The organism is Streptomyces sp. UNOC14_S4, from assembly GCF_020740835.1.
Lineage (GTDB): Bacteria > Actinomycetota > Actinomycetes > Streptomycetales > Streptomycetaceae > Streptomyces.
The window spans coordinates 1-21,737 of sequence record NZ_JAINFC010000071.1 but is presented as its reverse complement, the minus strand read 5'-3'; the positions used below and the strand labels follow the sequence as shown (position 1 = coordinate 21,737).

Sequence of the window (21,737 nt, the reverse complement as noted above, 5' to 3'; positions counted from 1 at the left end):
GCACGGCGCGGCGCTGCTCGCGGACGCCAAGGCCGACGGCGAGAAGACCGTCACGATGATGATCGCCACCAGCCCCGGGCAGACCGCCCAGGTGGCGGGCAAGCTGGACGCCATCCGCGGCGCCTCGGTCGGCCGGACGTACGACAAGCTCGGCTACGTCCGGGCCACCGTGCCGACCGCGAAGGCCGACGCCGCGATCGGCGAGGCCCAGCGGCTGCCGTCCGTGCACGCGATCGACCTCAAGCAGGAGATCAAGCTCCCCGACCCCACGCCGGGCGCCGACTCCGTGCCCGGCGCCAAGGGCCGCAAGGCCGGCTCCTACCCCGGCCCCGGCAAGGACACCCCGGCGAAGAACCCCTACCAGCCCGCCTTCGAGACCGGCGCCGTCGACTTCGTCCGGGACCACCCCAAGGCCGACGGCCGCGGCGTGACCATCGGCATCCTCGACTCCGGCGTGGACCTCGGGCACCCGGCGCTGCAGAAGACCACCACCGGCGAGCGCAAGATCGTCGACTGGGTGACCGCCACCGACCCGCTGGCCGACGGCGACGACACCTGGCTGCCGATGACCACCGAGGTCAGCGGGCCGAGCTTCGCCTTCGAGGGCCGTACGTACACCGCGCCCGGCAACGGCACCTACCAGGTGGCCCTCTTCCGCGAGAGCGCGACGCTCGGCGGTGACATGAAGAGCGACCTCGACCGCGACGGCCGCACCGACGGGGCCTGGGCCGTGCTCTACGACAAGGCCAGGGGCACCGTCCGCGTCGATGTGAACGGCAACGGCGACTTCACGGACGATACGGAGATGAAGCCGTACAAGGACGGCTTCCAGGTGGGGCACTTCGGCAAGGACGACCCGGCCACGCCGATCGCCGAGCGCATCCCCTTCACGGTGCAGATCCGCAAGGACGTGCCGATGGACCCCAAGGGCGGGGACTGGGTCGGCAAGAAGGCCGACTTCGTCAACATCGGCCTCGTGGAGTCCGAGCACGGCACGCACGTCGCGGGTATCACCGCGGCCAACGGCCTGTTCGGCGGCCGGATGAACGGCGCGGCGCCCGGGGCGAAGATCGTCTCCTCGCGCGCCTGCACCTGGAGCGGCGGCTGCACCAATGTGGCGCTCACCGAGGGCATGATCGACCTCGTGGCCGACCGCGGCGTCGACATCGTCAACATGTCGATCGGCGGCCTGCCCGCGCTCAACGACGGCAACAACGCCCGTGCCGAGCTCTACACGCGCCTCATCGACACCTACGGCGTGCAGCTGGTGATCTCCGCGGGCAACAGCGGTCCCGGCGTCAACACGATCGGCGACCCGGCACTGGCCGACAAGGTCATCAGCGTGGGCGCGTCGGTGTCCAAGGAGACCTGGGCCGCGAACTACGGCTCCGAGGTCACCACGAAGTACGCGATGATGCCGTTCTCCTCCCGCGGCCCGCGCGAGGACGGCGGCTTCACCCCGACGCTCACCGCGCCGGGCGCCTCGGTCAACACCATCCCCACCTGGGAGCCGGGCGCCGCCGTCAAGGAGGCGGGCTACGCGCTCCCGCCCGGCTACGGCATGCTCCAGGGCACCTCCATGGCCGCCCCGCAGGCCACCGGCGCCTCCGCGCTGCTGATCTCCGCCGCGAAGCAGAAGCGGATGACGCTCACCCCCGCGGACCTGCGCACCGCGCTGACCAGCACCGCCAAGCAGATCAAGGGTGCGCAGGCGTACGAGCAGGGCTCGGGCCTGATCAACATCGAGGACGCCTGGGACGCGCTGCGCGACCACGCGACCGCGCACACCTACACCGTCAAGGCGCCCGTCTCCACCGCGCTGTCGGCCAAGCTGAAGACCCCGGGCTTCGGCACCGGCCTCTACGACCGCGAGGGCGGCCTGAAGCCGGGCGAGCGCCGGACCTACGACGTGACGGTCACCCGCACGTCCGGGCCCGCCAAGGGCGTGTGGCACGAGCTGAAGTGGCGGAACAACGACGGCACCTTCCGCCTCGCCGGGTCCGATTCCGACGAGGTGAAGCTCCCGCTGAACGAGCCGGTGACCGTGAAGGTCGTCGCCCAGCCGAAGTCCCCCGGCATCCACAGCGCGATCCTCACCGTCGACGACGACCGCACCGAGGGCATCGACCAGCAGATCATGACCACCGTGATCGCCGCCGAGCCGCTGACCGCCGGGCAGCCCCTGAAGAAGCCGGGCAAGGCGACGCGCAACGCCACCACCTCGTACTTCGTGACCGTGCCGAAGGGGGCCAAGTCGCTGGACGTGGCACTCGGCGAGCTGGCGAAGGACAGCCAGACCCGCTTCATCGCCATCAACTCCTACGGGGTACCGGCCGACCCGACCTCCACGGTCAACTGCTACCCCAACTACCCCAACCCGGCCAACACGTGCCGCCCCGACGCGCGGTCGTACAAGAACCCGGCGCCGGGCGTCTGGGAGATCGAGGTCGAGTCCCGCCGCACCTCGCCGCTGCTGGAGAACCCGTACGTGCTGACGGTCGGCACGACGACCGACTGACCTGGCCTGACCCGTACGGCCCGTACGGGCTGACGGCCCGGGGCGACCGCCGTGCGAGGGATTCCTCGCACGGCGGAGCCACCTATCGAAAAAAGCCCCGCGCCCCTTACGGGGCACGGGGAATCAGCAGGGAGCGGCGGCCGGTCAGCGGCCGCCGGCGAGCACCCGCGGGCTGACCACGACGTCGATCAGGCCGAAGTCCAGGGCCTGTTCGGCGGTGAGGATGTTGTCGCGCTCGACGTCCTCGCGGATCTGGTCGAGCTCGCGCCGGGTGTGCTTGGCGAGCATGAACTCCATCTGCTCGCGCTGGCGCTGCACCTCTCGGGCCTGGATCTCCAGGTCGGAGACCTGCCCCTGGTGGCCCGGGGAGTGGGGCTGCTGGATGACGACCCGGGCGTTGGGCAGGGCCATCCGCTTGCCGGGCGTCCCCGCCGCCAGGATCACCGAGGCCACCGAGCCCGCCTGGCCCAGGCACACCGTCTGGATGTCGGGCCGGACGAACTGCATGGTGTCGTAGACGGCGGTGAGCGCCGTCAGGGAGCCGCCGGGCGAGTTGATGTAGAGGGAGATGTCCCGGTCGGGGTCGAGCGACTCCAGGCACAGCAGCTGCGCCATGATGTCGTTCGCCACGACGTCGTCGACCGCGTGCCCGAGGAAGATGACGCGCTCCTCGAAGAGCTTCGCGTACGGGTCGTACTCCCGGGTGCCCTGGGAGGTGCGCTCCACGAAGTGCGGGACGACATAGCGGCTCTCGGGGCGCAGGGCACGATGTCCGTGGGACCCGGGAGACAAGGATGCTGACGGTGGTATCAGGTGGCTCACTGCGCGCTCCGTGGGAGAGGGAAGGTCGTGGTCCGCCGGTCGACGGGGCTACTTGGGAGCGACCCCGCCCTCACCGGGGACGCCCGCCGTGGACCCGATGACGTCGTCGATCAGGCCGTACTCCTTGGCCTCCTGGGCGGTGAACCAGCGGTCGCGGTCCGAGTCACGCGTGATCGTCTCGGCGGTCTGGCCGGAGTGCTGCGCGATGAGCTCGGCCATCTCCTTCTTGGTGCGGATCAGTTGCTCCGCGTAGATCTTGATGTCCGAGGCGGAACCGGCGAGACCGGCCGACGGCTGGTGCATCAGGATCTTGGTGTGCGGCAGGGCGAACCGCTTGCCGGGGGTGCCCGCGGTGAGCAGGAACTGGCCCATGGAGGCACAGAATCCCATCGCGATGGTCACTACGTCGTTCTTGATGTACTGCATGGTGTCGTACACCGCCATGCCGGCGTGCACCGAACCGCCCGGCGAGTGGATGTACAGGTAGATGTCCTGCGTGGGGTCCGCGGCCAGCATCAGCATCTGTGCCGTGATGCGGTTCGCGATCTCATCGTCGACTTCCTTGCCGAGGAAGATGATCCGGTCGTTGAGAAGGCGGCTGTAGACCGCGTCCCCGAAAGGGGAAGCACCGGCATCGGCGGAGGCGTAAGGCATTATCGACCGGGATTCGTGCGGGAACTGCTGAGTGCCCATCTCAAGACTCTCCTACTCCTTGCGAGGCCCCGGACCACGGCCCGGGTTCCGTTCCATTCGGTCTGCGAAGCGGGAGCAATCCACCCCACCCTCACACACCGCGAAGCTAACACGCGGCCCACCGGGGAGCGGAGCCGTCGGCAAACAGTTCGCTGAGAGCAGAGCACACCCCATACCTCTTCAAGTGGCTTGAAACGACGCGTTTTTGGGTGGGCGTCAGGAGTGCGACAAGGAAGCGTCCGGAACGAGGCACTCCAGTCCCGGCCAGGGGAATGGTGCATATGGCAGCAAACAGAAGGAATCGGGGGCTGAATCCGGCCAGGCGCGAAGTCGCCGACGGGGCAGGGGTGATGGAGCGGATGGCGGCGGTGGGGAAGAGCGGCCCCGGCGGTACGAGGAGCGGCCTTGGCGACTCCTCCGGCGGGGCCGACGGCTCCCCCGGCTGACCTGGCCGGCCCTCCCGGCGGACCTGAAGGCCCTCCCTGTCGGCCCCGCGCGCCGCGGTCACCGGGTGCACGAAGAGGATCGGGCCGAGATTCCGCAGCGGCGGATCGGCAGCCCGGAGGGAATGGCCGACGCCCTGGAATTCCTGGTGGGTGAGAAGTCCGCGTACCTCACGGGCCAGAAATTCATTGTCGACGGCGGGCAGTTCATGTGGCGGCGCCGGACCGGAGCCCGGAAAACCCGTCCCGCACCACCTCCCACCGCTCGGAAACATCGAAAGGGAGAACCCGCATGCAGTCGCGTATCGACCGGTACGAGGAGTTCCGACATCGTCCGGGCCTCCATCGTCCGGGCCTTCTCCACCTCCGTCGACACCGAACTGGAGTTCCACGTCTTCAACGCACGCCTTCCACCGCCTCGCGCACGCCCACGACCGGGTCCTGCCGCTGACCGAGCCGAGCTTTCACTTTCGAGTGCGGGCCGGTGGGGGCTGCGCCTGCCGGGGTGCCTCTTGCGCTCGGCGCGCGGCTACGGGCCGTGAGGGGGGTTGCTCGCGCAGTTCCCCGCGCCCCTTACAGGGGCACTCCCTCCGAAATACCGATTGGACTTTTGGGGCGGGTAGTACCACATGATGGGGGTTCCGGCTACTGCCACATACGTGGTGTACATGAGTAGGGAGCCTTCGTGAAGATCGGAATCGTCGGTGCCACCGGCCAGGTCGGCGGAGTCATGCGCAAGATCCTCGCCGAGCGGGACTTTCCCGTCGGCGAGCTGCGTCTGTTCGCCTCGGCACGGTCCGCCGGGTCCACGCTCTCCTGGCAGGGCACCGACATCACGGTCGAGGACGCCGCCACCGCCGACTACTCCGGCCTGGACATCGTGCTCTTCTCCGCCGGTGGCGCCACCTCCCGCGCGCTCGCCGAGAAGGTCGCCTCGCAGGGCGCCGTCGTGATCGACAACTCCTCCGCCTGGCGCATGGACCCCGACGTGCCGCTCGTCGTCTCCGAGGTCAACCCGGAGGCCGCCAAGGTGCGCCCCAAGGGGATCATCGCCAACCCGAACTGCACCACCATGGCCGCCATGCCCGTGCTGCGCCCGCTGCACGAGGAGGCCGGGCTCACGGCGCTGATCGCCACCACCTACCAGGCCGTCTCCGGCTCCGGTCTCGCCGGTGTCTCCGAGCTGGACGGCCAGGTGCGCAAGGTCGGCGACCGCGCCCCGGAGCTGACGCACGACGGCGAGGCCGTGGACTTCCCCGAGCCCACCGTCTACAAGCGCCCCATCGCCTACAACGTGCTGCCGCTGGCCGGCAACATCGTCGACGACGGCCGCTTCGAGACCGACGAGGAGCAGAAGCTCCGCAACGAGTCCCGCAAGATCCTGGACATCCCGGAGCTGAAGGTCTCCGGCACCTGCGTGCGCGTCCCGGTCTTCTCGGGCCACTCCCTGCAGATCAACGCCCGCTTCGAGCGCCCCGTCGGCGTCGAGCGCGCCTACGAGCTGCTGAAGGACGCCCCCGGCGTCGAGCTCTCCGAGATCCCCACCCCGCTCCAGGCCGCGGGCAAGGACGCCTCGTACGTGGGCCGCATCCGCGTCGACGAGACCGTGGAGCACGGCCTCGCGCTCTTCCTCTCCAACGACAACCTCCGCAAGGGCGCGGCGCTCAACGCCGTCCAGATCGCGGAGCTGGTCGCGGCGGAGCTGCGCGGCTGATCCCGGGCGTCCCCGTACACGGCGGGAGGGGCCGGACGCCTGGCGTCCGGCCCCTCCCGCCGTTCCCGGTCTGCTCCCCTCGTGTCAGACCAGGGTGAAGCGGCCACTCCGCTCACCCTCCAGGCGTCCCGGAGGGAGCTTGCGGCCGAAGGTCACCAGGAGGAGGTCCTGCGCGGTCCCGGAGAGCCGGGAGCCGGTGCCGTAGGACCAGTCGAGATCGGTGGCGTGCAGCTCGACGCCTTCGAGGTCGGCCCCGAAGAATTTGGTGCCCTTCGGGGTGGTGGCCGCCAGGAGGATGCGCAGCCGCTCCTCGGGCACCTGCCGGCCGAGCCCCAGCGGAACGGTGATGTCGAGGCCGTGCACCACGTCGTGGCCCAGCGCCGACACGTACCCGCCGACGGGCGGGGTCCAGGGGTGGTCCTCGTTTTCCCTGAGGAACGCGGCGAGCTCGGCCGTCGAGTGCACGGCGGCGTCCCGGCGCGCGCACCGCGTCGTCATCCGGTGCAGGCCGCCCGCCTTCACGACCTCCCACAGCGTGCGCGGGAGCGACTGCCGGAAACCCATCGACATATGGGCCGCGACCTCGCGCACCCGCCATCCCGCGCACAGGCTCGGCATGTCCCACTGGCTGCTCGCCAGCCCGTCGAGCACATCCGCCAGTTCCCGCCGCTCAGCCGCGGCCGCCGCCCTTACGTCCGCCGTGCTCCATCGCATCGCGTTCGCCATGGCTCCATGGTCATGGGGCCGCGATCATAAGTCCAAGAACGGGATTTTCTCGCGACGAGAAGCGAGGCTTATGCGCCAGAGGCTCCCCGCGTGCCGTGCGGCAACGGCACGCGAACCGCGCACCACCCTCCTCGCCCGTGCGGCAGACTGGCGGGAAACGTGAGGGCCTCCGAAGGAGTCGCAGCGTCGTGAGCGCACGCCCCGCACACCGTCACGATCCCGATGAGCCGCTGTTCCCCATGCCGCCACTGACCGAAGCGGCCCTGAGGGTCGCGGTCGCCACGCTCGACCTGTCCGCCTCCGTCAGGTTCGAGCAGGAGTTCCACGCCGCGTGGCAGGAAGCGGTGCAGACGGACAGTACCGTTCCCATGCACACGTTCCTGCACCGCTGGGGCGTCTTCGTGGCACTGCGCCGCCACCCGGCGCGTGCCGCGCGCCTCGACGAGCTGGAGCGGGCCGTCGCCCAGGCGGCCACACGCGAGGAAGCCCGCAGACACGCCTCCGAGATCGCCGCCCTCCTGGACACGGCCGCACGCGAGGTCGCCGCGTGAGCGAGTGGGTCCGGGAATACCTGCCCGACACCGAGCACGTCGTCGGCCGACACGGACGGCTAGGCCCGCCGCGGCCCCCGGAAACATCCTCGCCCTCTCCAAGATCACCCTCCCCAGTGACCCGGTCCCCGTGGAAGGATGGCCGGAAAATCACGATGTCAAGGAGATGCCCAGGTGCCTGGAACGAACCTGACCCGCGAAGAGGCTCGGCGGCGCGCGGAGCTGCTCACCGTGGACTCGTACGAGATCGAGCTCGATCTCTCGGGCGCGCAGGAGGGAGGCACATACCGCTCCGAGACGCTGGTGCGGTTCGACACGGCCGAGGCCGGGGCGGAGACGTTCATCGACCTGGTGGCGCCCACCGTGCGCGAGGTCGTGCTGAACGGCACGGCACTGGACGCGGCCGAGGTGTTCGCCGACAGCCGGATCGCGCTGCCGGGGCTGCTGGCCGGGCGCAACGAGCTCAAGGTCGTCGCGGACTGCGCGTACACCAACTCGGGTGAAGGACTGCACCGGTTCGTCGACCCGGTCGACGAGCAGGCCTACCTCTACACGCAGTTCGAGGTGCCGGACGCCCGCCGCGTCTTCGCCTCCTTCGAACAGCCCGACCTGAAGGCGACGTTCCGGTTCACCGTGAAGGCCCCCGAGGGCTGGACCGTGATCTCCAACTCGCCCACCCCGGAGCGCCCCGCCTGGGGGCACCCCCGGACGGAGTCTGGGGGAATCTGGCGGTTCGAGCCGACGCCGCGGATCTCCACGTACATCACCGCGCTGATCGTCGGCCCGTACCACAGCGTGCACAGCACGTACGAGAAGGACGGCCGCTCGATCCCGCTGGGCATCTACTGCCGCCCGTCGCTCGCGGAGTACCTGGACGCGGACGCGATCTTCGAGGTGACGCGGCAGGGCTTCGCGTGGTTCGAGGAGAAATTCGCCTACGAGTACCCCTTCACCAAGTACGACCAGCTCTTCGTGCCGGAGTTCAACGCGGGCGCGATGGAGAACGCGGGCGCGGTCACCATCCGCGACCAGTACGTCTTCCGCTCCAAGACGACGGACGCGGCGTACGAGGGCCGGGCCGAGACCATCCTCCACGAGCTGGCCCACATGTGGTTCGGCGACCTGGTCACCATGGAGTGGTGGAACGACCTGTGGCTGAACGAGTCGTTCGCGACGTACACCTCCGTCGCCTGCCAGGCGGCCGCGCCGGACTCGAAGTGGCCCCACGCGTGGACGACCTTCGCCAACTCCATGAAGACCTGGGCGTACCGGCAGGACCAGCTGCCCTCGACGCACCCGATCATGGCGGAGATCAACGACCTGGACGACGTCCTCGTCAACTTCGACGGCATCACCTACGCCAAGGGCGCCTCCGTGCTCAAGCAGCTCGTGGCGTACGTCGGCGAGGAGGAGTTCTTCAGCGGCGTCCAGGCGTACTTCAAGGCGCACGCCTACGGCAACACCCGCCTGTCCGACCTGCTGGGCGCGCTGGAGAAGACCTCCGGCCGTGACCTGAAGACCTGGTCGAAGGCGTGGCTGGAGACGGCGGGCATCAACATCCTGCGCCCGGAGATCGAGACCGACGGCGACGGCGTCGTCACCTCCTTCGCCGTCAAGCAGGAGGCACCGGCGCTGCCCGCCGGCGCCAAGGGCGAGCCGACTCTTCGTCCGCACCGCATCGCTATCGGCCTCTACGAGCTCCAGGACGGCAAGCTGGTCCGTACGGACCGGATCGAGCTGGACGTCGACGGCGAGCTGACCGCCGTCCCGCAGCTCGTCGGCAAGCGCCGCCCGGCCGTCGTGCTGCTCAACGACGACGACCTGTCGTACGCCAAGGTGCGGCTCGACGAGGAGTCCCTGCGCGTCGTCACCGAGCACTTGGGCACCTTCGCCGAGTCCCTCCCCCGGGCGCTGTGCTGGGCCTCCGCCTGGGACATGACGCGCGACGGCGAGCTGGCGACCCGCGACTACCTGTCCCTGGTGCTCTCGGGCATCGCCGAGGAGTCGGACATCGGCGTCGTGCAGTCGCTCCAGCGGCAGACGAAGCTGGCCCTGGACCTCTACGCGGCCCCCGAGTGGCGCGCGACGGGCCTGGCCACCTGGACGGAGGCGGCGCTCACGCACCTGCGCTCCGCCGAGCCGGGCAGCGACCACCAGCTCTCCTGGGCGCGTACGTTCGCGGCCACCGCGCGCACGCCGGAGCAGCTGGACCTGCTCCAGAGCCTGCTGGACGGCTCGGAGACGATCGAGGGCCTGACCGTCGACGCCGACCTGCGCTGGTCGCTGCTGAAGCGGCTGGCCGCGACCGGCCGCGCCGACGAGAAGGCCATCGCGGCGGAGCTGGAGCGGGACCGGACCTCGGCGGGCGAGCTGAGCGCCGCGGAGGCCCGCGCCGCGCGGCCGACGGCCGAGGCCAAGGCGGAGACGTGGGCGACGGTCATCGAGTCCGGCAACCTGCCGAACGCGGTGCAGGAAGCCGTCATCGGCGGCTTCGTCCAGCCCGACCAGCGGGAGCTGCTCGCGCCCTACAGCGCGAAGTACTTCGAGGTCGTCAAGGACATCTGGGAGACCCGCAGCCACGAGATCGCCCAGCAGATCGCGGTCGGTCTCTACCCGGTGCTCCACGTCTCGCAGGAGACCCTCGACGCGACGGACGCCTGGCTGGCGTCGGCGGAGCCGAACGCGTCGCTGCGGCGCCTGGTGATGGAGTCGCGCTCGGGCGTCGAAAGGGCCCTCCGGGCCCAGGCGGCGGACGCGTCCGCCTGATTCCAGGGGCGCCTACCGGGTTGCCACCTGAGCCCGGTAGGCGCCTGCGGGCAGCCTCTGGCTGGTCGCGCAGTTCCCCGCGCCCCTGATGGGGCGCGCTTTTCCGTCGAGGGCGTCAGCCGCGCTCCGCGCGAGCGGCCCGGCGGGCCAGGATCGCCGCGCGCCGCTCGTCGAAGCGAACCGCTTCCTCGTCGAGGCCGCCCATGAACAGCCCCAGTTCCTCCTGGGCGCGCAGGCCCTCGGGGCCGAGGCCGCCGATCTCCAGGACCTTGAGGAAGCGCAGCACGGGCTGGAGCACGTCGTCGTGGTGGATGCGCAGGTTGTAGATCCCGCCGATGGCCATCTGCGCGGCGGCCCGCTCGAAGCCGGGCATGCCGTGGCCCGGCATGCGGAAGGCGACCACGACGTCGCGGACGGCGGCCATCGTCTGGTCGGGGGCCAGCTCGAACGCCTTGGCGAGCAGATTGCGGTAGAAGATCATGTGCAGGTTCTCGTCCGTGGCGATACGGGCGAGCATGCGGTCGCAGACGGGGTCGCCGGAGTGGTGGCCGGTGTTCCGGTGCGAGATGCGGGTGGCGAGCTCCTGGAAGGCCACGTACGCGACCGAGTGCAGCATGCTGTGCCGGTTGTCGGACTCGAAGCCCTCGGACATGTGCTGCATACGGAACCGCTCCAGCGCGACCGGGTCGACGGCGCGCGAGGTGAGCAGGTAGTCCCGCATCACGATGCCGTGCCGCCCCTCCTCCGCCGTCCAGCGGTGCACCCAGGTGCCCCAGGCGCCGTCGCGGCCGAAGAGCGAGGCGATCTCGTGGTGGTAGCTGGGGAGGTTGTCCTCGGTCAGCAGGTTGACGACGAGGGCGGTCCGCGCGATGTCGCTGACCTTGGACTGCTCGGGGGCCCACGCCTCGCCCTCCAGCACCCCGTCGAAGTTTCGCCCGTCGCTCCACGGCACGTACTCGTGCGGCATCCACTCCTTGGCCACCTTGAGGTGCCGGTGGAGCTCGTTCTCGACGACCTCTTCGAGCGCGTACAGCAGCCTGCTGTCGCTCCAGTCGGCCCGGGTGTGATGACGGAGGGGGGCAACGGTCACGGACGGCTCCTGGCGAACGGAAGATCTCACCTACGGATCCGTAGGTTACGACACCGTAGGTTAAGGGCCGCGTGAACGGCAAACGATGCAGGCCGCGGGCCGGTCAACGGCCGGTCAGGAAGGCCAGCGCCTCGTCGCGGGTGCCGATGTGGAACGGGAGGACACCGACGAGGCCGACGAGCTGCCGCACCGCCCCGGGTGCGGTGGGGCGGGCGGCCCAGTTCACCGCGTGGGTCAGCAGCCGCTCCCGGGCGTGCGGCCCGGGCCCCAGCCCGCGGGCGCGTTCGGCCAGGACGCCCGTGACCGGCACGGCGTCCGCGAGCAGCGGGCCGGACGGGCCGGGACGCAGCCGGACGAAGGGGTCGGGGCGTACGTGCCAGCCGGCGCGGGCCAGCCGCGAGCCGTGGGTGACCAGGTGGGTCATCCAGTGCCGCGGGAAGAGCAGGGCCCGGCCGTCCTCGTGGACGACGGCCCCGCACAGGAGCACCGCCGGGCCGGAGCCTGAGCCCGAGCCCTGCCCGGCGAAGCCCGTCACGAGGCGTTGCAGCACCTCGTACGCCTGCCGCTCCGTGCGGAGGCGGGCGGCCAGTTCGCCGCCGCGGTAGAGGAGGAACAGCCTCTCCGGCCGCTCCACGAGCAGGGTGACCGGCACGTACGCGTCGCCTTCGGCGGCCCGGGCGCAGCGGGCGGCCACGGCCGCGGCTTCCTCGCCCCGCGCCGCGACCCCGATCAGGCGGCCACCGGCCCGGGCGGTGATCAGCGCGTCCACGGGCGCGGCGGCGACCCCGGCCGAGCACGAGGACGGCGCCTCGGACACGACGCGGCCGGGCGGGAGGCCGCCCGCCTCGACCAGCGCGGCGGTGACCTGGTCGAAGCCGCGCAGGAGCACGGGCTCGGCGTACGGGCGCAGCCGGACGGCGGACGGCGTCCCGAAGGGCCTGATGTCCGCGCCCGCCCGCGGCAGTTCGGCGAACAGACGCGATTCCAGAGGCTTGCCGAGTGCCGTGACGGTGTCCCCGTCGACGAGCAGGACGGACGCCGGAAGCCGCCGTACGGCCGCGTGGTTGGCGGCCAGGTCGGCGCGGAGCTGGCGGCAGAACGTGCAGTCCGCGGCCATGGCCACCACCAGGACGGGGTGCGGCACGCCGACGTACCGCAGCCACGCGGGGACGGCCGGACCGGCACCCGGCCCGCCGTCCGGCAGAGCCAGCCCGGCCGCCCGCCAGGAGGTGAGGCACCGGGCGTACGCCTCCTCCTGCCCCACCGGAACGGATGCGCCCCGCGCCCAGTCCAGTGCCCTGGGCGCGAGGAAGGCGGCGGCGGGGACGTCGCACCGCAGGAACATCCCGGCGTCGTCGCCGGTCTCGATCAGGGTGGTGCGGGGGTGCCATTCCGCGGGGACGCGTGCGCGCCCCGCGGCGGATGGGCGCACGTCCATGGCGAGAATTCACCGCCTGTCCGGGGATCGAAGCCTGTCCGACCGGCTACGGCTCTTCCGAAGTCCCCTTCGGGAATTCATCGTCCGCCCGGGGATCGAAATCGCAGCAGCCGAAGCAGCATTCGGTCGCGCAGCAGCCGAGGCCGCAGCAGCCGAATCCGCTGCACCCGGCGTCAGAGAAGTCGAAGGCGCAGTGTTCAACGCCTCGGGGCGCGGCCCGTGGTGTCGGCCGGGAGCGGTCGTCCCGGCCGACACCACGTTTGACCTCGGGAGCCTCCCGCACGCACATGGCCGGAGACCTCGGCTGTCCGGCTACACCATGAAGCAAAGATTCGCGTGGCAGGTGTACCCGGGGCAGCAATCGGAATCGGTGGAACAGGGCTCCCCGGGCGCCGCGCATGCCGTCGGAGCGATATAGACGTCGGTCAGCGCGTCCTCGATCTCCACGATGACCGCGGCGTCCAGGTCTTCCCACACGCCCTGGGCCGTGATCGTATTCATGAGCCGCACCCTCTCCCTGAGCGGAAAACGCGGTTCGGCCTCGCATTCGAAGGCCTCATTCCGGATGGTGCGCGCCGCCGGGAATTTCCGGAATCCCCCCGTCTCGGATACCACCCGAACGGTTCAACAGTCAGGTACGGCAGTGCATCAGCGGGAAAACAGAAGCCGGGGCCGGCCCGTTACGGCAGCGGCACCAGCTTGACCACGGTCACGGTCACCACGGAGACACTGACCAGGCAGGTGATGAAGGCGATGTTGCCGATGGTCGCGTCACGGCGGTCGCGGTCGCCGCGTACGGCGCTGGAACCGCAGCCGTACGGGTCCTGGGCAAGGGCCGCCATGCCGTTCTCGAAGAGTTTGCGCCGCTCGGCGGCGAGGCTCCGGCGTTCGGCCGCCGCGTCGTCGGTGTAGGCGATGCGGTAGGTCAACCGGCGCTCCGGTACTCGTCCGACGCGTCGTCGAGGCGGACACCCGAGAGGTCCCCCGCCTTCAGGCGCTCGATCAGCGCCTCCTCCCCCGGGTCGTAAGCCTGCGGCGTCCGCAGGGCCCAGCGCGCCAGCACACCGGAGATCTCGTCCGCGCCGGCCTGCTCCGCCTCGCGCTCGAATTCCGCACGCTGCTGCACGGGCAGCGCTTCACGGATGGCGTGGATGGTGCCGGGCAGTTCCACCGACCGCCCGCCGATCGTGGTCGTGAACGTCTTGGCCATGCCCCGACTATGCCGTGTGCTCGCGGTAGGCCGTGAGCGAACGGGACACACGGCGCCCCAGGAGACGGGTTCGACAAGGCGGCGATCCCCACCTGGATCCCCGCCCGCAGCAGAAACGCCCGGTGCTCCGGACCCTTGGCGGGTCGGAGCGCCGGGCGTGGCGTTCGGTGCGGGGAGGAGCCTCAGCTCTTCGCGGGACGCGGGTGGTGCGTGTCGCGCGTGTGGGGATTGTCGCCGTGACGGGACATGACCATCACGAGGCCCGCGATCACCAGGAAGAGGACGATGGGCGCGGCGACGAAGAGGCCGAGCGTGTTCAGCACGCTCAGGCCCGGACCCGGGTCGTCTCCGTCGTCGCGGGTGAGCGCGAACGCGGGGGACGACATCAGCAGCATCAGCATGGTGCCGGTGGCTATGGCGCCGGCACGCACAGCGTTCTTGTTGACCTTAGTGCTCACAGCTCCACGATAGGCCCACCTGTCCGAACGGCGAACCCGGGGGTACCTTAGCCGCCGTCCGCGGCCGGGCGCGCGCCCCTGACCTGCTGCGTCAGCGTCCGCATCAGGTTCTGGAGCCGGGGCGAGTCCATCAGCTGCTCCAGGGAGACGGGCCGGCCCGAGGCGTCGGCGACGGGCAGCCGCCAGTTCGGGTACTGGTCCCAGGTGCCCGGCAGGTTCTGCGGGCGCCGGTCCCCGACGGCGTCCGGCAGCCAGACGCCGATCATGCGGGCCGGGGTCAGCAGCAGGAAGCGGTGCACGGCCGCGACGGCCGCCTCCTCCTCCCGCGGCCCTTCCGGCAGCAGCCCCAGCCGTTCGAACAGGGCCAGCCACTCGCCCACCTCGCGGGCGTCCTCGCGCAGCGCCTCGGCGAGCGGGCGGTCCAGCAGCCCGAGCCGGTGGCGCAGCCCGACGTGCTCGCCGGTGAGCCGGGAGGCGGTGCTCGGCAGGTCGTGGGTGGTGGCCGTGGCCAGGCAGTCCGTACGCCACCGGGCGGGCTCCAGGGGCGCGCCGGAGCCGTCCCAGTCCCGCTCGAACCACAGGACCGACGTGCCGAGCACGCCCCGCGCGGCGAGCGCGTCCCGTACGCCCGGCTCGACCGTGCCGAGGTCCTCCCCCACGACGGCGGCGCCCGCGCGGTGGGCCTCCAGGGCGAGGACGCCGAGCATCGCCTCCGGGTCGTAGCGGACGTACGTGCCGCGCGTCGGCTCGCACCCCTCCGGCACCCACCACAGCCGGAACAGGCCCATCACATGGTCGACGCGCAGCGCGCCCGCGTGCCGCAGCCGGCCGCGCAGCAGCTCGCGGTACGGGCCGTAGCCCAGGGCCTCCAGGGCGTCCGGGCGCCAGGGCGGCAGGCCCCAGTCCTGGCCGCGGGCGTTGAAGGCGTCGGGGGGCGCGCCGACGGACATGCCGGTGGCGAAGGCGTCCTGCTGCGCCCACGCGTCCGCGCCCGAGGGGTGCACGCCGACGGCCAGGTCGTGCACGAGCCCGACGCGCATGCCCGCGCCGCGTGCCGCCCGCTGCGCGTCGGCCAGCTGCCGGTCGGTGAGCCAGGCGAGCCAGGAGTGGAGGTCGACGCGGTCGGCGAGCCCGTCGCGGGCCCGTGCCGTACGGGCCGACCGGGGGTCGCGCAGCCCCTCGGGCCAGCGCCGCCAGTCGGTGCCGTGCGTCTCGGCGAGCGCGCACCAGGTGGCGTGGTCCTCCAGCGCCCGGCCCTGCTCGGCGCGGAACGCGGCGTACGCGGCGGCCCGCTCCGGGGCCCGCGGCACGGCGCGTACGAGCTCCAGCGCGCGGAGCTTGAGCGCCCGGACGGCGTCGCGGTCGATGAGCGCCCCGCCGTGCAGCACCCCGTCGCGCAGGGCGGCGGCCTCCTCCAGGAGCTTCCCCGCGTGCTCCCGGGCGGGGCCGGTGAGGCGGGCGTACTCCTCGACGTCCTCGACCCGCAGGTGGACGGGGTCGGCGAAGCGGCGGGAGGACGGCCGGTACGGCGAGGGGTCGGTGGGCGCCCCCACCGCCCCGGGCACGGCCGCGTGCAACGGATTGACCTGTACGAAGTCCGCCCCGTGTGCCCGCGCCGACCAGGCGGCGAGCTCGGCGAGGTCCCCCAGGTCGCCCATGCCCCAGGAACGGCCGGACAGCACGGAGTACAGCTGCACGAGGAAGCCGTGGGCGCGCTCGGGCGGCGCGGGCAGCCGCTCCGGGGCGACGATCAGGGTCGCGGTGGCGGACCGCACGCCGTCGGGGGCGACGGCGTGGAGCCGGTGGCAGCCGTAGGGGAAGGGGCCTGCGGCATCGACGACGCGGCCGTCTTCCGTGTGGACACGGGCGGTTGTCCCCTCGGGCAGCGCCGGAAGCGGCCCGCTCCCCTTGAGGACGACCGTGGGCGGCAGGAGCCGCGCGGCGGCGGTGCGTTCGTGGTGGTCGAGGGCGAGTCGTACGGCGTGCGGGGTGGAGGCGTCGACGCCGAGGGCGGCGAGGACGGCGACGACGGTCTCTTCGAGGACGGCGACGCGGCGGCCGGGGGCGGGGCTGTAGGAGGTGGCGACGCCGTGCAGTGCGGCGAGCCGTTCCCTGCCCATGGGCTACCTCCGGGGTCTCCGTACCTTCTCCCCACGGCGCGTCGCTCTCGAAACCGGTCTGCGCCTACCGGGCTGCCGCGTAAGGCCGGTAGGCGACTACAGGTCCGTCGTGGCTGGTCGCGCCCACGCGGCGGAGCCGCACGATGTCACAGCCCCGCGGCCCTGACGGGGCACGGCCCCAGCCCCGTCCATCCGCGGGGGGTCGGGGTGAAGCCCCCGGAAACCCCTGCCACTTGAAGTGGGCCCCCGACTCCCCGGGGCATTACGCCCACTTCGGTCACGCGCGTTGACACCTTTCCCACCTGGTGATGGGCTCGACCCGCCATCGACCCGGGAAGAGGGGACAGCCGTGCAGTTCCGGGGCAGTGACTCCTCGTCCGTACATCGCCGCACCGGCGGCCGCGCGAGCGCGACCGGCGCGACCGTCCTGGCCGCCGCCCTGCTCGGCGGCCTGCTCGGCGGCTCGGCGGACGCGTACGCCGCGCCCGGCCCCGACGGCACCGCGGCGGCCGCGCCCGACCGGGAGAGCGCCTCCGGGCTGCCCCCGGTGTGGCCGCGCCCGCAGACCTCGCGCGCGCAGGGGGCGTACGCCCCGGTCGGCGACGAGGTCACCGTGCTGGCGGACGGCGACACCGACCCGTACACCGTCGACGCGCTGCGCGAGCTGCTGCGCGGCCTCGGCGCCCGCGCGGTCGTGGACGCCGCGCCGGGTGGCACCCCGCCCCCGCGCGGGCTGATCGTCTACGCGGGCGGGCAGGCCGCCGAGAGCGCGCTGAAGGCGCTGGGCGCGCCCGCGGCCGGTGATCTGCCCCGGGGCGGCTACCGGCTGGCGACGGGTCAGGTGGACGGCAGGCCGACGGTGGCGCTCGCGGGCGTGGGCGCGGACGGGCTGTTCCACGCCGCGCAGACGCTGCGGCAGCTGGCCGTGGCGCGCGACGGCGGGCACGGCTTCCCCGGCGCGGTGATCCGCGACTGGCCGGGCACGGCGGTGCGCGGCCTGGCCGAGGGCTTCTACGGGCAGCCGTGGTCGCACGAACAGCGGCTCGCGCAGCTGGACTTCATGGGCCGCACGAAGCAGAACCGCTATCTCTACGCGCCCGGCGACGACCCGTACCGCCAGGCCCGCTGGCGGGCCCCGTACCCGGCCGACCAGCGCGCCGACTTCCGGGCGCTGGCCGAGCGGGCGCGCCGCAACCACGTGACGCTCGCGTGGGCGGTCGCCCCGGGGCAGGCGCTGTGCTTCTCGTCCGCGGCGGACCTGCGGGACCTGAAGCGGAAGATCGACGGGATGTGGGCGCTGGGCGTGCGCGCCTTCCAGCTGCAGTTCCAGGACGTGAGCTACAGCGAGTGGCACTGCGACGCGGACGCGAGCACGTTCGGCAAGGGGCCGAAGGCGGCGGCGAAGGCACAGGCGAAGGTGGCGGGCGCGATCGCCGCGCACCTGGCGGCCAAGGGGTCGGAGGCCGCGCCGCTGTCGCTGCTGCCGACGGAGTACTACCAGGACGGCCGGACCGCGTTCCGGCGGGCGCTGGCCGACGCGCTGGACCCGCGGGTGGAGGTGGCGTGGACGGGCGTCGGGGTGGTGCCCCGGACGATCACCGGCGCCGAACTGGCGGACGCCCGTACGGCACTGGAGCACCCGCTGGTCACCCTCGACAACTACCCGGTGAACGACTTCGCGCAGGACCGCGTCTTCCTCGGGCCGTACACCGGCCGGGAGCCCGCCGTGGCGACCGCCTCGGCGGCGCTGCTGGCCAACGCGGGCGCGCAGCCGGCCGCTTCGCGGATCGCGCTGTTCACCGCCGCGGACTACGCGTGGAACCCGCGCGGCTACCGGCCGGACGAGTCCTGGCAGGCGGCCGTCGACGACCTGGCGGGCCCGGACCAGGGGGCGCGCGAGTCGCTGCGCGCGCTGGCGGGCAACGAGGCGTCGTCCGTGCTGGGCGGCGAGGAGTCGGCGTACCTGCGCCCGATGCTGGACGGCTTCTGGGACGCACTGGCGGGCACCGACCAGGGCAGGCTCGGGGAGGCCGCGGACCGGCTGCGCGCGGCGTTCGCCACGATGCGGGACGCCCCGGCGCGCCTCGGTCGGGGCACGGACGGCCTCGGCGGCGAGGTACGGCCGTGGCTGGACGTGCTCGCGCTGCAGGGCCGGGCGGGCGCGCGGGCGGTGGACATGCTCACGGCCCAGGCGCGCGGTGACGGCGCGGCGGCCTGGAAGGCCCAGCTCGACCTGCAGGAGCTGCGCAGACGGATCGGCGAGAGCCCGGTGACGGTCGGCAAGGGCGTGCTGACGCCGTTCCTCGACAAGGCGCTGGCCCGCGCGAACGGCTGGACGGGCGTGGACCGCCCGGTGCGCACGGCGGGTACGGCGACCGACGGCGACCCCTCGACCGCGACCGTGCCGAAGGCGGGCACGCCGCCGACCGTACGGCTGCCGGGGCAGCGCCCGCTGACCGCCGTCACGGTGCTGACCGCGCCCGGCCGCGCCCCGCGCGGCACGCTGGAGGCCCACGACCCGGCCAAGGGCTGGCAGCCGCTCGGCGACCTGTCGGACAGCGGCTGGACGCAGCCGCCGGGCAAGGGCCTGCGGGCCGACGCGGTGCGCCTGGTCTGGGCGGACGGCGGTACGCCGCCCGCGGTGCACGAGGTGGCCCCCTGGTTCGGGGACACGCCGTCCGCGGACTTCGAGCTGGGTCGGGGCAGCGTGGACGCGGTGGCGGGCGGGCCGCCCGTGGCCGTGGAGGCCCGCATGATCAACCGGCGGCCGGACGCGGTGCGCGAGAAACTGACCGTACGGGCCCCGGACGGTGTCACCGTCAAGGCGCCCGGCGAGCTGGCCGTGGCGCGCGGCGGGGTGGCCACGGCCCGTATCGAGCTGTCCGTGCCCGCCGCCGCCAAGTCCCGGACGTTCACGGTGACCGTCCGGCTGGGCGACGTGGAGCGGACGCTGACCGTACGGGCGTGACGGGCGTGACAGCGCCGGGAATGTGTGGGGCCGGGCCCTCGCCGCGTACGCGCGCCGTTCGCGCGCACGGCCGCGGCGGTGACCCGGCCCATGTGAATGGCCCGGTCGACTCAGGCGGAAATGCCGTCGATCCGGGCCATCGCGTCCTCCGCGCCGAATGCCTGCAGATAAGGCAGCCAGCGCGGGTCCCTATGCCCCGTGCCGATGATGCGCCACGCCAGCCCGGACGGTGGCGCCGGCTGATGCCGCAGCCTCCACCCCAGCTCGGCGACGTGCCGGTCGGCCTTGACGTGGTTGCAGCGGCGGCACGCGGCCACCACGTTCTCCCAGGCGTGCTGGCCGCCTCGGCTGCGCGGGACGACGTGGTCGACGCTGGTTGCGACGCCACCGCAGTACGCGCATCGGCCGCCGTCGCGGGCGAAGAGGGCGCGGCGGGTGAGCGGAACGGGCCCCCGAAAGGGCACCCGCACGAAGCGCTTCAGCCTGACGACGCTGGGTGCGGGGATCGTGCAGGTCGCGCTGTGCATGAAGGCGCCGGAGTCCTCGAGGCTGACAGCCTTTTCGTTGAGGACGAGTATGAGCGCGCGGCGGAGCGGTACGACGCCGAGCGGCTCGTACGACGCATTGAGGACCAGGACATGCGGCACGGGTGCCTCCTTGTACGCCGGCGGCGCGTGGCTCGCGCCGGGACGATCTCCTGCAAGTGTCCCCCGGGCCCCTGCCGGAGCGCCACCATCGTCGGGTAACGGGCCACGGGTGTTTTGGAACACACTGTGTTCATCCCCCGCTCAAGACCTGCCCCATCTCGAACACAGCAACGGAGGAGTGCGGCTGCCCCGTTAGTGTGGTGGGCCTGCCCGCGCCGCCGTTCGCCCGCGGGTGTGTCCTATACGGAGGGTTTCTACTGTGTTCTGGTCCGCTGCCCTGGCCGCCGACTCGACACCCCGTCCCGTCTCCCTCGACGAAGCGCAGAAGACGGCGAACGACGCCGCGGGCTGGGTGGAGACGAACTGGTCCATCTGGCTCAGCAACGGCCTGCGCATGGTCCTGATCGTGGTGATCGCGGTCGTCATGCGGTCCCTGGTCCGCAAGGCGATCACCAAGCTGATAGCGCGGATGAACCGCACCACCGACCACCTCGACGGCACCGCGCTCGGCGGCCTGCTCGTCAACGCGGAGCGCCGCAGGCAGCGCTCGGAGGCCATCGGCTCGGTGCTGCGCAGCGTCGCCTCGTTCGTGATCATGGGTACGGCGGCGCTGTCGGTGCTGTCCGTACTGAAGATCGATCTCGCGCCGCTGCTCGCCAGCGCCGGTGTGGCGGGCGTGGCCATCGGTTTCGGCGCCCGCAACCTGGTCACGGACTTCCTGTCCGGCGTCTTCATGATCCTGGAGGACCAGTACGGCGTCGGGGACGAGATCGACGCGGGCGTGGCCAAGGGCACGGTCGTCGAGGTCGGCCTGCGGGTGACCAAGCTGCGCGGCACGAACGGCGAGATCTGGTACGTGCGCAACGGCGAGGTGAAGCGGATCGGCAACCTCAGCCAGGGCTGGGCCACCGCGGGCGTCGACGTCCAGATCCGCTCCGACGAGGACCTGGACCGGGTACGGGGGGTCGTCGCCCGCGTCAGCGAGGAGATGCAGAAGGACGAGCCCTGGAACGAGCGGCTGTGGGAGCCGGTCGAGGTGCTGGGCCTGGACGCGGTCTACCTCGACTCGGTCGTCGTCCGGGTGTCGGCGAAGACGATGCCGGGGGTGGCGACGAGCGTGGAACGGGAGCTGCGCTGGCGCATCAAGCGGGCGCTGGACGCGGAGGGCATCCGCATCGTGGGGCGCCCGCCGGAGGCGGACCTGGAGACGACGCAGTCCGCCGACCCCACGTCGGGGGTCGCCGCGCCGTCGGCTCTGGCGAACCCGACGTCGCCGCAGTCGCAGGCGACGACGCCGATCCCGTCGGGGCAGCCGCTGGGCAAGTGACCGGGGGCGAAGCCCCCGGGCCCCGGGCCCTCGGTGCTCTTCGGAGGTCGGTTCGCGGCTGCGGGGCGGTGGCCCGTTGCGCCTACCGGGTTGCCACCCGGGCCCAGTAGGCGACTACGGGCCGTCGACGGCTGGGCGCGCAGTTCCCCGCGCCCCTGTCGGGGCGCGCCTAACCTCCTACCTCCGGTTGTGGGCATGCGTTCCGCTAGGGGCTGGGGGTCCCCCCGGACGGAGTCTGGGGGAGGG

The 21,737-nt window shown here is 72.3% G+C and carries 17 protein-coding genes and 1 pseudogene; 7 read left to right on the top strand and 11 right to left on the bottom strand.

Features of this window, described 5'->3' with window-relative positions:
* Positions 1–2,500 (top strand): annotated as a pseudogene (locus K6I34_RS09410) (S8 family serine peptidase); the annotation flags it as partial.
* Between the two features lie 162 nt (positions 2,501–2,662).
* Here K6I34_RS09410 and K6I34_RS09405 read toward each other — a convergent pair.
* Together K6I34_RS09405 and K6I34_RS09400 are read right to left on the bottom strand one after the other, a co-directional pair.
* Positions 2,663–3,310 (bottom strand): ATP-dependent Clp protease proteolytic subunit, encoded by a 648-nt coding sequence (locus K6I34_RS09405; protein ID WP_229324150.1) that lies wholly within the window; start codon positions 3,308–3,310, stop codon positions 2,663–2,665.
* Positions 3,311–3,388: 78 nt separating this feature from the next.
* Complete coding sequence (locus tag K6I34_RS09400; RefSeq protein WP_229324152.1) at positions 3,389–3,994, bottom strand: ATP-dependent Clp protease proteolytic subunit; 606 nt, start codon at positions 3,992–3,994, stop codon at positions 3,389–3,391.
* Between the two features lie 550 nt (positions 3,995–4,544).
* Here K6I34_RS09400 and K6I34_RS38600 point away from each other — a divergent pair.
* Both K6I34_RS38600 and K6I34_RS09390 read left to right on the top strand, forming a co-directional pair.
* Positions 4,545–5,018 (top strand): SDR family oxidoreductase, encoded by a 474-nt coding sequence (locus tag K6I34_RS38600; protein ID WP_229324148.1) that lies wholly within the window; start codon positions 4,545–4,547, stop codon positions 5,016–5,018.
* A gap of 143 nt (positions 5,019–5,161) precedes the next feature.
* Entirely contained in the window at positions 5,162–6,190 is a 1,029-nt protein-coding gene (locus K6I34_RS09390; protein WP_229324146.1) for an aspartate-semialdehyde dehydrogenase, read from the top strand.
* An 84-nt stretch (positions 6,191–6,274) separates the two neighbouring features.
* On the opposite strand, the gene K6I34_RS09385 is transcribed toward K6I34_RS09390, so the two are convergent.
* On the bottom strand, positions 6,275–6,916 hold the full coding sequence (locus K6I34_RS09385; RefSeq protein ID WP_229324144.1) for a maleylpyruvate isomerase family mycothiol-dependent enzyme: 642 nt from the start codon (positions 6,914–6,916) through the stop codon (positions 6,275–6,277).
* Positions 6,917–7,104: 188 nt separating this feature from the next.
* Between K6I34_RS09385 and K6I34_RS09380 the strand changes: the two genes are divergently transcribed.
* Entirely contained in the window at positions 7,105–7,467 is a 363-nt protein-coding gene (locus K6I34_RS09380; protein ID WP_229324142.1) for a hypothetical protein, read from the top strand.
* Between the two features lie 174 nt (positions 7,468–7,641).
* Positions 7,642–10,233 (top strand): aminopeptidase N, encoded by a 2,592-nt coding sequence (gene pepN, locus K6I34_RS09375; RefSeq protein ID WP_229324141.1) that lies wholly within the window; start codon positions 7,642–7,644, stop codon positions 10,231–10,233.
* A gap of 115 nt (positions 10,234–10,348) precedes the next feature.
* Here the strand turns inward: pepN and K6I34_RS09370 are convergent, their stop codons facing one another.
* From K6I34_RS09370 to malQ, 7 genes are all read right to left on the bottom strand, one after another.
* Positions 10,349–11,323, bottom strand: a complete 975-nt coding sequence (locus K6I34_RS09370) for an acyl-ACP desaturase (protein ID WP_229324139.1) — start codon at positions 11,321–11,323, stop codon at positions 10,349–10,351.
* 103 nt (positions 11,324–11,426) lie between these two features.
* Positions 11,427–12,761, bottom strand: a complete 1,335-nt coding sequence (locus tag K6I34_RS09365) for a hypothetical protein (RefSeq protein WP_229324137.1) — start codon at positions 12,759–12,761, stop codon at positions 11,427–11,429.
* Between the two features lie 312 nt (positions 12,762–13,073).
* Positions 13,074–13,262, bottom strand: coding sequence for a Dickkopf N-terminal cysteine-rich domain-containing protein (locus K6I34_RS09360; protein WP_229324135.1), 189 nt, complete (start codon positions 13,260–13,262; stop codon positions 13,074–13,076).
* A gap of 179 nt (positions 13,263–13,441) precedes the next feature.
* Positions 13,442–13,690, bottom strand: coding sequence for a hypothetical protein (locus tag K6I34_RS09355; RefSeq protein WP_229324133.1), 249 nt, complete (start codon positions 13,688–13,690; stop codon positions 13,442–13,444).
* Positions 13,687–13,971, bottom strand: a complete 285-nt coding sequence (locus K6I34_RS09350) for a hypothetical protein (RefSeq protein WP_229324131.1) — start codon at positions 13,969–13,971, stop codon at positions 13,687–13,689. The genes K6I34_RS09355 and K6I34_RS09350 overlap by 4 nt, the downstream gene beginning before the upstream one ends.
* Before the next feature lie 182 nt (positions 13,972–14,153).
* Positions 14,154–14,429, bottom strand: a complete 276-nt coding sequence (locus tag K6I34_RS09345) for a hypothetical protein (protein WP_229324130.1) — start codon at positions 14,427–14,429, stop codon at positions 14,154–14,156.
* A gap of 47 nt (positions 14,430–14,476) precedes the next feature.
* Complete coding sequence (gene malQ / locus K6I34_RS09340) at positions 14,477–16,549, bottom strand: 4-alpha-glucanotransferase (protein ID WP_229324128.1); 2,073 nt, start codon at positions 16,547–16,549, stop codon at positions 14,477–14,479.
* Between the two features lie 427 nt (positions 16,550–16,976).
* On the opposite strand from malQ, the gene K6I34_RS09335 reads away from it, so the two are divergent.
* The gene (locus K6I34_RS09335; RefSeq protein WP_308293982.1) at positions 16,977–19,517 is read left to right on the top strand and encodes a beta-N-acetylglucosaminidase domain-containing protein; all 2,541 of its coding nucleotides are present in this window, start codon (positions 16,977–16,979) and stop codon (positions 19,515–19,517) included.
* Between the two features lie 110 nt (positions 19,518–19,627).
* On the opposite strand, the gene K6I34_RS09330 is transcribed toward K6I34_RS09335, so the two are convergent.
* On the bottom strand, positions 19,628–20,164 hold the full coding sequence (locus K6I34_RS09330) for an HNH endonuclease (protein WP_229324126.1): 537 nt from the start codon (positions 20,162–20,164) through the stop codon (positions 19,628–19,630).
* Between the two features lie 259 nt (positions 20,165–20,423).
* Here K6I34_RS09330 and K6I34_RS09325 point away from each other — a divergent pair, with 259 nt between their 5' ends.
* Entirely contained in the window at positions 20,424–21,491 is a 1,068-nt protein-coding gene (locus K6I34_RS09325; RefSeq protein ID WP_229324124.1) for a mechanosensitive ion channel family protein, read from the top strand.
* The last annotated feature ends 246 nt before the right edge of the window (positions 21,492–21,737 follow it).